Source organism: Enterovibrio sp. FF113, assembly GCF_041439165.1.
GTDB classification, from domain to species: Bacteria; Pseudomonadota; Gammaproteobacteria; order Enterobacterales; family Vibrionaceae; genus Enterovibrio; species Enterovibrio norvegicus_A.
On the sequence record NZ_JBGONO010000016.1, the window covers coordinates 1 to 14,609 of the forward strand.

Below are 14,609 nucleotides of genomic sequence, written 5' to 3' on the forward strand. Positions count from 1 at the left end.
CGACACATCGGGTTCGAACCGATGACCTCAACCTTGGCAAGGTTGCGCTCTACCAACTGAGCTAGTGTCGCAAATATGGAGGCGCGTCCCGGAGTCGAACCGAGGTACACGGATTTGCAATCCGCTGCATAGCCACTCTGCCAACGCGCCTTTGTTTCCATCCGCTTCTAGGAATTGATTCCCGCTGCGGTATGGGTTGGCATTCTACATAACTTTTTGAGGCTGTCACGCATAAATTTAGGGGTTTTAGTTCGTTTGCTTCTTTATCAACCAAATATGATAAATATCAGCCACATTGATCAAATTTTTAGCAATTTTTTCTGGTAATTTTCGTCACAGCCCATATAGGACGTGGTCTCAAGATTTGAGATACAAAAAAGCCAGCAAGGTTTTGCTGGCTTTTCAATAACAAACTAACGGGAGATCCGTCGCTCGTTAGATAGCTTGAACGTTAAATTCAATTTCTGTGTTGACGTCTACGTCGTAATCCACACCGTCGATACCGAAACCAAACAGTTTCAGGAACTCTTCTTTGTACTCAACGTAGTCGGTGAGTTCTTTCAAGTTCTCTGAGGTGATTTGAGGCCACAGCTCACGACAGTACTGTTGAATGTCATCACGCAGTTCCCAATCGTCTAAACGTAAGCGGTTTTCGCTGTCCACTTCTGGTGCCGTGCCATCTGCTTTGTACAGGCGTTGGTTGAACATGCGGTTGATTTGCTCAATACAGCCTTCGTGCACGCCTTCTTCACGCATTTTCTTAAACACCATCGCGATGTACAGTGGCATCACTGGGATCGCTGAAGATGCTTGTGTCACGACACTTTTCAGTACAGCAACGTTCGCGCTGCCACCGGTCGCAGACAGTTTCTCATTCAGCGCAGTCGCAGCACGATCAAGATCCATCTTCGCGCGGCCTAGCGCGCCGTCCCAGTAGATTGGCCAGGTTAGCTCAGTACCGATGTAGCTATAAGCAACGGTTTTGCAGCCGTCTGCCAATACGCCAGCATCACCCAATGCTTTGATCCATAGTTCCCAATCTTCGCCGCCCATCACGGTGATGGTGTCTTTGATTTCTTCTTCGGTGGCTGGATCAACACTGGCAGAGATGATTTCATCTTTGTTGGTATCAACCGCTGTTGAGGTGTATACCTCACCGATTGGCTTCAGTGAAGAGCGCACCACTTCACCCGTTTTTGGCAATTTACGGACTGGCGATGCCAGTGAGTAAACCACCATATCAATCTGACCGAGGTCTTCTTTGATTAGCTCGATGGCTTTCTTTTTAGCTTCATCAGAGAAGGCATCACCGTTCAAACTCTTCGAGTACAGGCCTTCTTCTTTAGCGAATTTGTCGAATGCGGCAGTGTTGTACCAACCTGCTGTGCCTGGCTTTTTCTCTGTGCCCGGCTTCTCGAAAAACACACCGATGGTCGCTGCACCGCCGCCAAACGCTGCAGTGATGCGCGATGACAGGCCATAGCCACTAGAGGAACCGACTACCAGTACACGCTTTGGTGCATTTGCAATGGGACCCTGAGCCTTGGTGTATTCGATTTGCTCTTTTACGTTGGCCTCACATCCTACTGGATGAGTGGTCGTACAGATAAATCCGCGAATTTTCGGTTTGATGATCATATTCAATGTTCCTTTCAAAGATGGGCTTAGGATAAATACTTCATCTTGTTTTAGCACTCGTTTTTGTCGCAAAAGGCGGGATTCAGCCAGTGGTTGGAGGTGTTGACGAAAAAAAACGCCGCAATTGCGGCGTTTTTGTCGATAAGATCGCGATGTTAAGCCGCTTTTCCCTTTTTGCTACGAGACGCTGCAGATTTCGTCGTATCGGCAAACCAAGACGGGTCAAAGTTATCAACCTGTATGGCTTTGGAGCGCAGTGCATCAGCCTGTTTGATTTGCTCGACTTCGTCTTTGGTCAGCACGTAAAGTTCCAGTGCTTTCTCGAGTCGCTCTGCCAGAATGCCCTTCGCAGGCAACTGACCTTTTTTCGCAGCGACAGCCAGTTTCTTCTCAAGCGGTTTAATGCCTTGCATGGCGTCAAATGCCCTTTCCATAATCGCGATTGGGTCGCTTTCTTTCGTGCCCACATAACAAAGGTGCGTTAAGCGTTCACGATGTGCGCCCGGCGTCATCAGTAGGTCTGCAATTTGATTTGCCACAACATCTGACGGCGCATCGTAGTGCATGCCAATGGGGAACAATAAGGTTCTTAGCGTGCGACCCACGCCTTTGCGAGGGAAGTTGTTAAACGCGCCATCAAATGCGTTAGCACACTGGTGCAAGCAATGTTGCAGCGAGTAGTGAACAAACGGCAAATCAGCTTGCTGACGGCCTTCATCTTCAAATCGCTTCAATACTGCAGACGCCAAATACAGATGGCTGAGCACATCACCTAAACGCGCTGATAGCATTTCGCGGCGTTTTAGTTCGCCACCAAGCGACAGCATGGATACGTCTGCGGTAACAGCCAGCGCACGGCTCATGCGTGATAGTTGACGATAATAGTCAGCCGTTTCACCAGACACTGGTGAGCCATTAAAACGTGAACGGGTAAACGCATTGGTCACCGCCATCATCACGTTTTTGGTTGCGAAGCCGATGTGCTTCATCAATAAGCCATCAAACTCTTCTGCGCCTTTCGCTGAATCAGGGTTAGCCGCCGCTTCCATTTCCTGAAGGACATAAGGGTGGCATCGTGTCGCGCCCTGACCGAAGATCATCAAGTTGCGCGTGAGGATATTTGCGCCTTCTACCGTGATGGCAACAGGCATCCCGAAGTAGTGGTGGCCGATATAGTTCATTGGCCCCAATTGGATCGCGCGTCCGGCATGAATATCCATTGAATCATTCAAGATGGTTCGTGCCAGCTCTGTCATGTGATATTTCGCAATAGCCGTGACAATGCCCGGTTTTTCTTTCATATCTAATGACGTGGTTGTCAGTGTACGCGCCGCTTCGAGCATGTAGGTGTAACCACCAATACGTCCCATGGCCTCTGCGACACCTTCAAATTTACCAATATGCATACCGAACTGTTTGCGCACGTAAGCATAAGCGCCTGTGGTGCGAGCAGTTAAGTGGCCCACAGCCGTGCCTAGTGCAGGCAATGAGATACCACGCCCGGCTGACAAACATTCCACCAGCATACGCCAGCCTTTGCCAACATAGTCTTGTCCACCGATGACCCAATCCATTGGGATAAACACATCTTGGCCACGAGTTGGCCCATTCATAAATGAAAGACCGAGTGGGTTATGGCGCTCGCCAATTTCAACCCCTTTGTGATCCGCAGGGATCAGCGCACAGGTAATACCTAGTGGCGACTCTTCACCCAGTAAGCCGTCGGGATCTTGCAGTTTGAACGCCAAGCCCAATACCGTGGCGACGGGCGCCAAGGTGATATAACGCTTGTTCCACGTGAGGCTAATGCCCAGCACTTCTTTGCCTTCAAACTCTCCCATGCAAACCACACCCATATCTGGGATAGAGCCTGCATCAGAGCCCGCTTCCGGACCTGTCAGTGCGAAACAAGGGACATCGTCGCCGTTTGCCAAACGTGGCAACCAGTAGTTTTTCTGATCTTCTGTGCCGTAGTGAGTCAGCAGCTCGCCAGGGCCCAAAGAGTTAGGAACCATGACCGTTACTGCCGCACTCAAGCTGCGCGTTGCGATGCGAGAAACGATGGTTGAGTTTGCGTAAGCAGAAAACGCCAAACCGCCGAATTCTTTAGGAATAATGAGTGAAAAGAATTTCTCTCTTTTCATGAATTCCCACACTTCAGGTGGCAAGTCTTTGCGCTCTTGAACAATGTCGAAATCGTCCAGCATACCCAGTAGGGTTTCTAACTGGTTATCAAGGAAGTCTTGCTCGTCTGACGAGAGACGTGGTTTCGGGTAATGCAGCAGTGTGCTCCAATCTGGATTGCCTGCAAATAACTCGCCGTCCCACCAAACACTACCCGCTTCCATGGCTTCTCGTTCCGTGATCGAAAGCGGTGGCAGAACTTTCTTAAAAAACTTAAATGCAGGGTCGCTGATGTAGCGTCTTCTTAGTGATGGTTGAGAGCTCATGATTCAGATCCTTTTGTTTCGTCAGACGTTAATGTTTTTTTATTCTTATTGTTTTCTTACCCTGCACTGCGCGATGAATCGCTCGGCACAAGTGATAATTCCTTACCTGCTGGTGCATCTACGCCTGCAGCCAAGTAAGGGATCAGTCTGTCCACAATGTCTTCTGTTGACACATTGTGGCCAAAATCGTTTTCGGCTATTTCACTCAAAGCAACGTTAGAAGCCATGGTGAAAATGACCGCACCCAAGGTAAAGTGCAGACGCCAAAACACATGTTCTGGTTTCAGCGATGGGTTCGCTTTAATCACCGCTTGCGTGAACAGCTTGAGTACACTGTCGTAACGGGTTGTGATGAACCAACGCAAGTGACCTTGAACATCGGTGTAGCCTCGACCGATAAGCTGCATGAAGACAGACGCACCGTGACGACGGAAGGTATCTAAACCCAGCAACGGTTTTTTGGTGCACGCGAACACGTCTTCCATCGAAATATCGTCTTTCACCATCAGTAACTTCAGCTCTTGCTCAAGCAATGGCATGAACTCTTCGAGATAACGCGCTAACACCGCACGCACCAAGGATTTTTTGTCGCCAAAGTGATAGTTAACCGATGCGAGATTCACCCCAGCTTTGCTCGTGATCGTGCGAAGAGAGGTGTCTTTAAACCCATGTTCTGCAAAAAGTTGCTCTGCGGCATCAAGGATTTTGCCTTTGGTTTCGCCTTTCCCTGCCATATTCACTCACCTGTATTAAACAACCGTTTAACTTTACATCTCGTTAGCATTAATAACAACCCCAAAACATTTATCGGCGATTTTTCTCTCCGACATGAAAAAAAGAGCGATTAATAACCAACTGTTTAATAAGACATTAAGAGAATTGAAAAGATAAAAACGCTCATTTTTGAGAAAAAAATCACGTTTTTCGGGAACAATGTCTGGTTACTCAGGTCACATATAATGCCACTGCTTTTTTTTAGAATTATTGATCTTCTAGTGCCCGCATCAGATATTGAGAGCGGGCTTTTTTTCGTCTGGAGACAAGAGAAGTGTGCTGATCGAGGGGTCAATGAAGCGCAACGAAAATCAGAAAGAGAAAAATTTCACTTTTTTTGAACTTATTGAAATACACAGCGTCTGAATACCTGTAGATAAATGATAAGTGCCTTTAAATGTATCGCTGGCCGCCACACATGAATTTCAACTTATCACTAAATACTGCTGCTTTTTCTTACTCCTAATTACAAACATTTTTGTTGCCCGCTTCTTCTGAAGCGGGCTTTTTTTATCTGTACTATTTGGTGAGCAAACAAGATCAGTAAACAAGGCGACAAAAAGGCTGGCTTGTGCAGGGTGTTCTAGCTGTCTAATGCAGGCAGCGGCATGTCATATGGCGATGGATAACGCAGCGTCATACCTAAGCGCTGAAGGGTAACATCTGATGATATCCACTTCCCTTCTCCACCATCTTCAATAAATTCTGGCTGGGGTAGCCCCATTGCCTGTGCCGCCCATCGATAAAAATCACTGCGAGTTGGATGGTCTAGCGCACTCAAGTGCAGCGTTTCACCGCCAAGCTGTTGTTTCATGATGGCTGAAATAGCGCGAATGCAATCATCACGATGAATCAAGTTCACGGGGTCTTTGCCACCTGTAATACCGGTTCGGCCTGCCATGTGCTTTGCCGGGTGTCTGGATGCGCCCACTAGTCCTGAAAGCCTCAACACCACACCACCGTTCGGAAACGCCTCTAGGATATAGCGTTCTATTTCTCGATGAGCAATGCCCGATTCTGTATTCGGATGGCATACGCTATCTTCAGAAATTTTGCCTTGGGCTTGCCCATATACCGATGTCGTACTGATGAAGATAAACTGTTGCGTGCCGCCTGCTTTTGCGCGATCAACCAAGGATTTCATGGCGACGACAAATTCAGTGCGATCGAATGTGCGTCTGCCTGGTGGAATGTTGGCGACAAAGACATCGCTACCAAAAAGCGACGAACTGTTCGCTTCGCTGATCTCCCCACTATGTCGGTTTTGATCATAGATATCAAAAACCACACCGTGAATGCCCTTTTTTGACAGATCAAAAGCGGCTTCTTTCGAGCGCTTGGTTCCTTGTACGTCAATGCCATCTTTGACTAGATTTTCTGCCAGCGCTAAACCCAGCCACCCGCATCCGCATACTGACACTGTTTTATATGGTTTCGGCATCGAAAGCCCCCTGTAATCCATTTTCACTTATACGAAAAAACCAGCGAACACGTGCCACAAGATCGGAATGCAACGCATGAACGATGAAAAAAAACACCGCTTTTGTGTAATTAAGCAACTAAAAGCGTGAATGAATACAAATTTTTTAACGTCAATTCTTGGTTAAAATGTCTTTCAGTGAATGTACCCGTTAGACTCAACTATAACATTGTTGAACTTAGATTTATTTCACCCAAGAGGTCAGCGACGACCGACTCATCATGTCGACAACACTTGCTGATAATTTAGACAGCGGAAGCCACGCGGTAATCTGAATGAACACGCTAGAAAAAATACAAAAAAATATTGAAAATTTTAGTAAGTCGGAACGAAAGGTGGCAGAAGTTATTATCGCTTCGCCCCAAACGGCTATCCACTCAAGTATTGCTACTTTGGCAAAACTGGCGGATGTCAGCGAACCGACGGTCAATCGCTTTTGTCGTCGTCTCGATACCAAGGGCTTTCCCGACTTTAAACTTCACCTTGCGCAAAGCCTTGCCAATGGCACTCCATACGTTAACCGCAACGTCGAAGAACACGACAGCGCTGATGCCTACACCGCCAAGATTTTCGAATCGACCATGGCGTGCTTAGATGTGGCGAAAAATAGCATTGATACCCTCCAAATCAATCGTGCGGTCGATTTGCTGACGCAAGCTAAGAAGATTTCCTTCTTTGGCCTAGGTGCATCTGCCTCTGTGGCACACGATGCACAGAATAAATTCTTCCGCTTCAATATTCCCATTGTTTGCTTCAATGACATTGTTATGCAGCGTATGAGTTGCATTAACTGCAGCGACGGTGATGTCGTTGTTGTTATTTCCCACACGGGACGCACCAAGTCATTGGTTGACGTAGCAACATTGGCAAAAGAAAACGGTGCGACCGTTATCGGTATCACCGAAAAGAATTCACCGCTAGACAGAGTCTGCTCCCTGACCATCACGCTAGATGTGCCAGAAGACACGGACATCTATATGCCAATGGCAAGTCGTGTCGTGCAAATGACCGTGATTGATGTTCTGGCGACGGGCTTTACGCTGCGCCGTGGCCCAGGGTTTAGAGAAAACTTAAAACGCGTGAAAGAAGCCATTAAAGATTCGCGATTCAACAAAGAAGCGCTGACATAAAACAGCGTAGGCAATTGAAAGGGTAGACAGAATGTCTGCCCTTTTTCTTTCTCTGCCACTCTCTCGGCTACACTTGTCTTATAGATTCAATTATCAATAGCTCTTGCCCATATCAATAATAACTATCTTATCTTCAGGGGACTTTCATGACTGACCCAATGCGACGGACAAAAATCGTAACAACTTTAGGACCTGCGACTGACAAAGAGGGCGTGTTAGAAGCGCTTATCGCGAGCGGCGCTAATGTCGTACGAATGAACTTCTCGCACGGCAGTGCAGAAGACCATATTGAGCGTGCCAACCAAGTTCGTGCCATTGCGGCAAAACTCGGCACACACATTGGTATTCTCGGTGACTTGCAAGGCCCCAAAATTCGCGTTTCGACGTTTGCAGACGGAAAGATAAATCTCGCGATTGGCGATCGTTTTATCCTCGACAGCGATTTACCTGCGGGCAAAGGCGATAAAGCGCGCGTGGGTCTCGATTATAAAGATTTGCCAAAAGATGTGGGCCCTGGAGATTTGTTGCTTCTTGATGATGGTCGTGTGCAACTCAAAGTTGTTTCTGTTGAGGGCACCTGTGTACATACCGACGTAACGGTCGGTGGCCCACTTTCTAACAACAAAGGCATCAACAAAAAAGGGGGAGGCCTTTCAGCTCCCGCACTGACAGACAAAGACAAACAAGACATTTTAACCGCGGCGAAAATTGGCGTGGATTACCTTGCTATCTCCTTCCCTCGTAACGGCGAAGATATGCGCCTTGCCCGCTCTTTAGCGCGCGATGCGGGTTTGGACGCTCGCTTGGTGGCCAAAGTGGAACGGGCGGAAACGGTCGCGACTGACGAAAATATCGATGACATTATCGAAGCGTCCGATGTCGTCATGGTGGCACGTGGTGACCTCGGGGTAGAAATTGGTGACCCAGAATTGGTCGGCGTACAGAAAAAATTGATTCGCCGTGCACGTGCTCTCAACCGCTGTGTGATTACTGCGACACAAATGATGGAGTCAATGATAAAAGCGCCGATGCCAACACGCGCAGAAGTCATGGACGTGGCGAATGCCGTTCTTGATGGTACCGATGCGGTGATGCTATCGGCAGAGACCGCCGCGGGGGATTACCCGCTTGAAACCGTTAAAGCCATGGCAGAAGTGTGCATTGGTGCGGAGAAAATGCCGTCTATCAACGTGTCCAATCACCGACTCAATAAAGAGTTCGAGTTGATTGAAGAAACGGTGTCGATGGCAAGTATGTATGCTGCCAACCATATGCCAAAGGTAAAAGCGATGGTATCGCTGACCGAATCAGGCAAAACCGCGTTGATGATGTCTCGTATCAGTTCGGGCAAACCGATTTTTGCTTTGTCTCAACATGAAGCGACACTGCGTCGCGCTGCGCTTTATCGTGGTGTCACACCTATCTATTTCCAAAGTGATACAGGCGCAGGACCTGATGTGGCACACAAGGCAATCACACTATTGAAAGAGCAAGGCTTCCTACAGCCATGGGATGTGGTGATTTTCACACAAGGTGATGTCATGGGTTATGTGGGTACAACCAACACCATGCGAATGATTACTGTGACCTAAGCGCTAGAAGCTAGAAATAAAAAGCCCCGCTGCATGGCGGGGCTCTTTATTGAGGGAAGTGACTCAGTTTTTCTATTTCACACTTGCGGCATACGACTTACTGCTAATCGATCGACTGACACTGACTACTCGTTAATCGATGCCACCCAATCGGGGTTAATCACGGACGTCAAAATGTGGTCTTCCCACTGACCGTTGATCAGCAAATAATCTTTGGCTTCACCTTCTTTGGTAAAACCCGCCTCCAGTAATACCGCTTCACTTCGCGTGTTCCTCGGCATGTAGGACGCCATAATGCGGTGTAAGTTAAGATTATCAAACAGCCATTGGTTGGTGATTTTTAATGACCGACGCATCAGCCCTTTTCCCTGTGATGATTCCGCCAGAGAGTATCCAACGTTACAGGCGTGAAAAGGGAACTGCATAATATTGTTGTAGGTGATCACACCCGCGACATCATCACTGCCTTTTTCAAAGATCAGAAAGTAGTACGCCAGCCCATGACGTTGCAATTCGGCGAGCTGAACAACGCGTCTTTCCCATCCTTCATAGGTGAAAAAGCCATCTGGTCTCAGCGGTTCCCAGGGCGACAGAAATGTGCGATTCACCTGAAAATATCGAACCACTCTTGCGACATCGGCTTTTTGTATCGCGCGGATGACTAGATTATCAACGCTTAAACTAGGGAAAGGGTTTATAATTTCGACTGACAACTCGCCTCCTGTCTAATTTTTTGTGTTGGACCTATGTACTACGATAGCTTTGATTCCCCATTAGGGAAAATCCACATGTTGGCGGATGAATCCGGACTTAGGCAACTTTCGCTATGTCTTTATCATCCCTTCGAGCAAAGCCTTGAGTGGAAACACTCTCCCTCGCAGATCGCGCCGTATAAAAAACAGCTGCTCGAATTTCTCTCCGGTAAACGCACTCAATTCGATATTCCATTAGCCCCGGAAGGCACAGAATTTCAGCGCCAAGTCTGGCAGGCGTTGGCCCGTATTCCTTATGGTGAAACGAGAACCTACAGCCAAATTGCCGAAGACATTGGTAACCCTCAAGCATATCGTGCGGTGGGAATGGCGAATAATGTCAATCCCATTCCGCTTATCGTACCTTGCCATCGCGTGATTGGCAGTGACGGTAAGCTAACAGGTTATCGTTATGGGCTGGAGATCAAACAGAGGCTGCTAACTCTTGAAGAAAAAGCGGCAAACTAGCCGCTTTTCGTCACTTTTTCGTTAAGCTTTTTTGCCAATCGCGTATTCACGCAATTTGTTCGCTATCGCTGTATGCGACACGCTCAGGCGTTTTGCTAGCTTACGTGTCGACGGATAACTACGATATAAGTTCGACAAAATACCCGACTCGTAACGCTTCATAATGTCATCTAACGAGCCTTCCATTGTCTCTTCTGTCAAAAACGCCGCTTGCTCAGTTTCTGGCAATTGGATGTCGTCTTTGGTCAAGCAACCCTCTTCAATCTGGGTCATCGCACGGAACAGTACATTGCGCAATTGGCGAATGTTCCCCGGCCAAGAATATTGGGAAAGAAACTCAGGAATGCCTTGCTGAAGCGCTGGCTTTTCCTGTCCCAACTCTGCCGAGAACTGATTGAGGAACAACTCAGCCAAAGGCTGCACGTCGGATGGACGCTCACGAAGTGGCGGCACGGTTAGCGACAATACGTTGAGTCGATAGAACAAATCTTCTCTAAACTGTCCCGCAGCGACACGCTCTGCCAAGTTCTTTTGTGTTGAGCAGATCACGCGAACATCGACTTTGATTTCACGCTCTTCCCCAACGCGGCGGAATGTGCCGTCTTGCATAAAGCGCAGCAGCTTAATTTGCAAATGCGGACTCATTTCTCCCACTTCGTAAAGGAAAACGGTACCGCCATCGGCCTGCTCAAATTGCCCTTTTTTGCCATCATGGTCCAAACCCGGCGCACAACCAAACAGTTCGGTTTCAGCGGCATCATCTGGCATCGACACGCAGTTAACCAACAAAAATGGTTGCTCTGCACGATGCGAGCGCTGGTGACAGGCTTTCGCTAACAGCTCTTTACCTGTGCCCGTTTCGCCTTGAATAAGCAAAGGAGCATCCAACATCGCAAATTTCTTGGCCTGATTAACCAGTGCACGGAACTTGCTCGACTGACCCACCAAGTGCTCAAAACCATGCTCGCCTGGCGTACGATACAGCGTGGTCGGCAAGTGACTCATCGACACTTGTTTCAACTGAATCACCGCACTGGCAAGTACGTCTTTGTCTTCGTTGTCTGTGACATACACGGGCATCACTTCCATCAGGTAGTCCATACCTGAAAGAACAACTTGACGACACATTTGTCCGGCGTTATCACGCTCTAACCAATGGGTAAAGTTGAAGTCTGGGAACAGGTTGTTCGCGATTTCACCAATAACATCAGCCTCTTTACAATCCATCAGGCGAAACGCGGCTTTATTTGCCATGTCGACTTTGCCGTTAAGGTTAACGGAAAAAACGGGATCGCTTAGGGTTTCAAGTAGCGCGCGAAGTTCGCGGTGCTCTCGCTCTGCAGGGAGAAATTGGATTTTCCGTACGTCAGTTACGCCGCTTATCAGACGAATTTCCGACATTAATTGTCGAAATTCGTCGAACTCTATTTCGGGGCAGTTGAGGTAAATAATCCCGACTTGGTCGATCTCGATGCCACGCAAGTCGATACTGCGTCTGGCCAGAATATCGAGTAACTCGCGGGTTAAGCCAAGTCGATCTTCGCAAAAGACCTGTAGTCTCACGGTGATGTCCTGCTAGCAATAAGGTCGATATCGTCCAATATTTCTATGTACCGATGCCGACCATGTTGATGTGAAGGGTGCGTTAATTCGAGGTCACAGTGCGCCAGATTAAATCCGCACACCAAGTGTCATGAATTGTTGACAGTTTTCGAAGTTTGCGCCCGAAGCCTGTATGAGTCAAGCAGCACAGTGTAAAACGTGAGAATGAAAAGAGATGAGCGGGATGAAAAAAGGAGCAGTTGATATCCCCTGCCCCTTATCTATGACGAGCCAACATCTATGATTCGTCGTCTTTTAACTGCAAAATGTTCAGCTTCGGCTATTGTCAGCGCTCTTGTTGCCTGACGTCAGCCTGCCGAGCAGTTGCTTACGCATATCTGACAATTTCGGTGCTTTAGTCCCGACATAAGGCAGCGGTCGCATCACCGCCATGGCTCTGTAACCAAGTCTCGCTGTCAGCAAACCGACACCTAGACCCTGCGCAGCACGCGCAGACAGTTTACCCGCCAAATCAACAGAAAGTAGATCGGTGCCAATGTCGGTGAGCGCTTCACTGGCGCCCGCAAATGCCATATTAGCCAGCACCAAGCGCAGCAAACGAATACGAGACCAATACCCGAGTTTGACGCCATACACGGTAGATATTTGCTCGAGCAGACGGAAGTTACGCCATGCCACCAGCAACATGTCGGCAATCGCTAAAGGACTCAATGCCACCATTAAGGCTGCTTCAGACGCGTATTTAGTGACCATTTTCTTCGCACGAACATCTTGTTCGGTCACCACCATATGGTCATACAACTCAAACACTTCTTTGTCGTTGTGTGTAGCAGCCAACGAGGTTTGCCACTTGTCATAACCCGCCGTCATTTGCGTGCCCGCTTGTTTCGCAAGCTTTTCACACACGCCTTTGGCTTTACCAATGCCGTCAGCATCTATGATCGCTAATACCTGATCGCGCTCATCTTGCCGCCCTTTTAAGCGACGTAATGCCATGAATTCCCGGCCAATAGCAGCCACGCCTAATGCGGCAATACCGGCGACAAAGCCACTCCAGCCCACCGTCAGCCAATCACCGCCTTGTACGGCTGTCCAAACACTGTCGACGGTTTGCCAGCACACCAAGCCAATGCCTGCTGCGGCTAACGCACGCATACCCCAACGCTTTTTCTTTGGCTTCAGCGCAGCTTCAAGCCTTTGCTCGGCGTCAGTTTCTTCTTCAATTTGAGCAACGGAGAAGGTTGCCGCGCCAGCATCAAACTGGCGCTGTGCCGTCAACTCTGGCGCTTCTTCTGGTTTTTCTGTGTCTTCAAACACAATCGCTTTTTTATAATCACTCATGTCGTACCTTTATCTGAGTTTGTCACCCAGCAAATACTGCAGTGCTTTATCCACCCGAATGTGAGGCAATGGCTCATCAACATCGTTGGGCATGGGTCTGAACTGTCGAAATTCAAAGTGGCTGTTTTGCCAGAATGCATCATTCGGTAGTCGCGGAGGCACGTCTCCCGGATACATCAACATTGGCTCACCCGTTTCGAGTGTGCCGCGAAGCGCCGAAACTGACTCGCCTTTGTGATCAACCATTCCCGGTTCTGTCGCCTGAATGGATGCCAAACTGATGCACTCCATATCAATACCTTCAAACGCGGCAGTTTGCCAAGCTTCGTGAATAAGCTGCTGCAACAAGGAAACAAGGTTTGGATGCTGATCGGGCGTCACGTGATCCGCTTTGGTCGCAGCAAACAATATTTTGTCGATACTCGGTGCAAAGAGACGACGCAACAAGCCACTTTTGCCATACCGAAAGCTTTGCATCAATTGCTCTAAGGCCAAACGCATGTCATTGAATGACTCTGGCCCTGCGTTTAAGGGCTGTAAGGTATCCACCAGCACAATTTGTCTATCCACTTTTGAAAAGTGATCTTGATAGAAGCCTTTTATGATGTGCTGACAGTAATAGTCGTAGCGCTGTTTGAGTATTGCATAGTTGCTGCTAGGCGAAGCTTGCGCCAACTGGCTCTCACCATACTTTTCATTCACTAAAGGGAAGAATTGCAGCACCGGAGCGCCAGCATATTCACCGGGTAACACGAATCTCCCTGGCTGAACCCAGTGCAAGCCCGCTTCGTCTTTGCAGGCATGCAAATAGGCGGTGAATTTTTCAGACAATTCCGCAATGCGCGCTTCATCTGCGTCTGCCAGCGGGTCAAACGTCTCTAAAGACGCAAGCCAATCTTCTGCGAGCGCTTTACGTTTGCCGATTAAAATACCGGATTGTTTTCTCGACCACTCATCAAAACTCATGGAAAGCAGCGGTAAATCCAATAACCACTCGCCTGGGTAATCCACAATATCCACATACAAGGTTGCCGTTTCTTGCAGCAATTTCATTGCGCCGCTATCAGGACGATAACGAATGGCTAATCGAATTTCGCTCACATCGCGTGTTGGCGACGGCCAGCGAGGCGGCTGCGAACGCAATGCTTGTATGCCCTGATCGTAATCAAACGCTGGAATGTGTAACTGCGTTTGTTGAACCCGACGTGCGCCTAGCACGCGCCCTTCTCGCACGGGCTGAAAAAGCGGCATCCGCGGATTTGTGGCGCTATGAAGAAGTTGATTGATGAGCGACGTGATAAAAGCCGTTTTACCGGCTCTGGATAACCCTGTTACAGCAAGGCGAACATGACGGTCAAGCCCGCGGCTTACCCATTTATTAACATGACTTTTCACAGATTTCATGGACGGCAGCAGCTCCT

11 protein-coding genes and 1 tRNA gene are annotated in these 14,609 nt (G+C 48.4%); 3 read left to right on the plus strand and 9 right to left on the minus strand.

The window, feature by feature from the left end; genetic code table 11:
* Positions 1 to 76: 76 nt before the first annotated feature.
* The 5 genes from ACED36_RS13725 to ACED36_RS13745 all read right to left on the minus strand — a co-directional run bounded on the left by ACED36_RS13725 (position 77) and on the right by ACED36_RS13745 (position 6,303).
* Positions 77 to 150: transfer RNA gene (locus ACED36_RS13725), tRNA-Cys, on the minus strand.
* 285 nt (positions 151 to 435) lie between these two features.
* Complete coding sequence (gene fabV, locus ACED36_RS13730; RefSeq protein WP_016960473.1) at positions 436 to 1,638, minus strand: enoyl-ACP reductase FabV; 1,203 nt, start codon at positions 1,636 to 1,638, stop codon at positions 436 to 438.
* A gap of 155 nt (positions 1,639 to 1,793) precedes the next feature.
* A complete protein-coding gene (locus tag ACED36_RS13735) occupies positions 1,794 to 4,088 on the minus strand; it encodes an acyl-CoA dehydrogenase (protein ID WP_371733433.1) in 2,295 nt (764 codons plus the stop codon).
* A 56-nt stretch (positions 4,089 to 4,144) separates the two neighbouring features.
* Positions 4,145 to 4,822: a TetR/AcrR family transcriptional regulator gene (locus ACED36_RS13740; RefSeq protein ID WP_016960475.1), complete on the minus strand. Its 678-nt coding sequence runs from the start codon at positions 4,820 to 4,822 to the stop codon at positions 4,145 to 4,147.
* A 623-nt stretch (positions 4,823 to 5,445) separates the two neighbouring features.
* Positions 5,446 to 6,303 (minus strand): SDR family oxidoreductase, encoded by an 858-nt coding sequence (locus ACED36_RS13745; RefSeq protein ID WP_016960476.1) that lies wholly within the window; start codon positions 6,301 to 6,303, stop codon positions 5,446 to 5,448.
* Positions 6,304 to 6,617: 314 nt separating this feature from the next.
* On the opposite strand from ACED36_RS13745, the gene ACED36_RS13750 reads away from it, so the two are divergent.
* Both ACED36_RS13750 and pyk read left to right on the plus strand, forming a co-directional pair.
* Entirely contained in the window at positions 6,618 to 7,472 is an 855-nt protein-coding gene (locus tag ACED36_RS13750) for a MurR/RpiR family transcriptional regulator (protein WP_016960477.1), read from the plus strand.
* 146 nt (positions 7,473 to 7,618) lie between these two features.
* Complete coding sequence (gene pyk / locus ACED36_RS13755; protein ID WP_016960478.1) at positions 7,619 to 9,064, plus strand: pyruvate kinase; 1,446 nt, start codon at positions 7,619 to 7,621, stop codon at positions 9,062 to 9,064.
* A gap of 125 nt (positions 9,065 to 9,189) precedes the next feature.
* Here pyk and rimJ read toward each other — a convergent pair whose 3' ends face one another.
* Positions 9,190 to 9,777 carry a ribosomal protein S5-alanine N-acetyltransferase gene (gene rimJ / locus ACED36_RS13760; RefSeq protein ID WP_016960479.1) on the minus strand — a complete coding sequence of 196 codons (588 nt, stop codon included), beginning with the start codon at positions 9,775 to 9,777 and terminating at the stop codon, positions 9,190 to 9,192.
* Positions 9,778 to 9,810: 33 nt separating this feature from the next.
* On the opposite strand from rimJ, the gene ACED36_RS13765 reads away from it, so the two are divergent.
* Positions 9,811 to 10,284: a methylated-DNA--[protein]-cysteine S-methyltransferase gene (locus ACED36_RS13765; protein ID WP_026024058.1), complete on the plus strand. Its 474-nt coding sequence runs from the start codon at positions 9,811 to 9,813 to the stop codon at positions 10,282 to 10,284.
* Positions 10,285 to 10,305: 21 nt separating this feature from the next.
* Here ACED36_RS13765 and tyrR read toward each other — a convergent pair whose 3' ends face one another.
* From tyrR to ACED36_RS13780, 3 genes are all read right to left on the minus strand, one after another.
* Positions 10,306 to 11,847 carry a transcriptional regulator TyrR gene (tyrR, locus tag ACED36_RS13770; RefSeq protein ID WP_016960481.1) on the minus strand — a complete coding sequence of 514 codons (1,542 nt, stop codon included), beginning with the start codon at positions 11,845 to 11,847 and terminating at the stop codon, positions 10,306 to 10,308.
* Between the two features lie 309 nt (positions 11,848 to 12,156).
* Positions 12,157 to 13,188 carry a YcjF family protein gene (locus ACED36_RS13775; RefSeq protein WP_016960482.1) on the minus strand — a complete coding sequence of 344 codons (1,032 nt, stop codon included), beginning with the start codon at positions 13,186 to 13,188 and terminating at the stop codon, positions 12,157 to 12,159.
* Between the two features lie 9 nt (positions 13,189 to 13,197).
* Positions 13,198 to 14,592 carry a YcjX family protein gene (locus tag ACED36_RS13780; protein ID WP_016960483.1) on the minus strand — a complete coding sequence of 465 codons (1,395 nt, stop codon included), beginning with the start codon at positions 14,590 to 14,592 and terminating at the stop codon, positions 13,198 to 13,200.
* Positions 14,593 to 14,609: the final 17 nt, after the last annotated feature.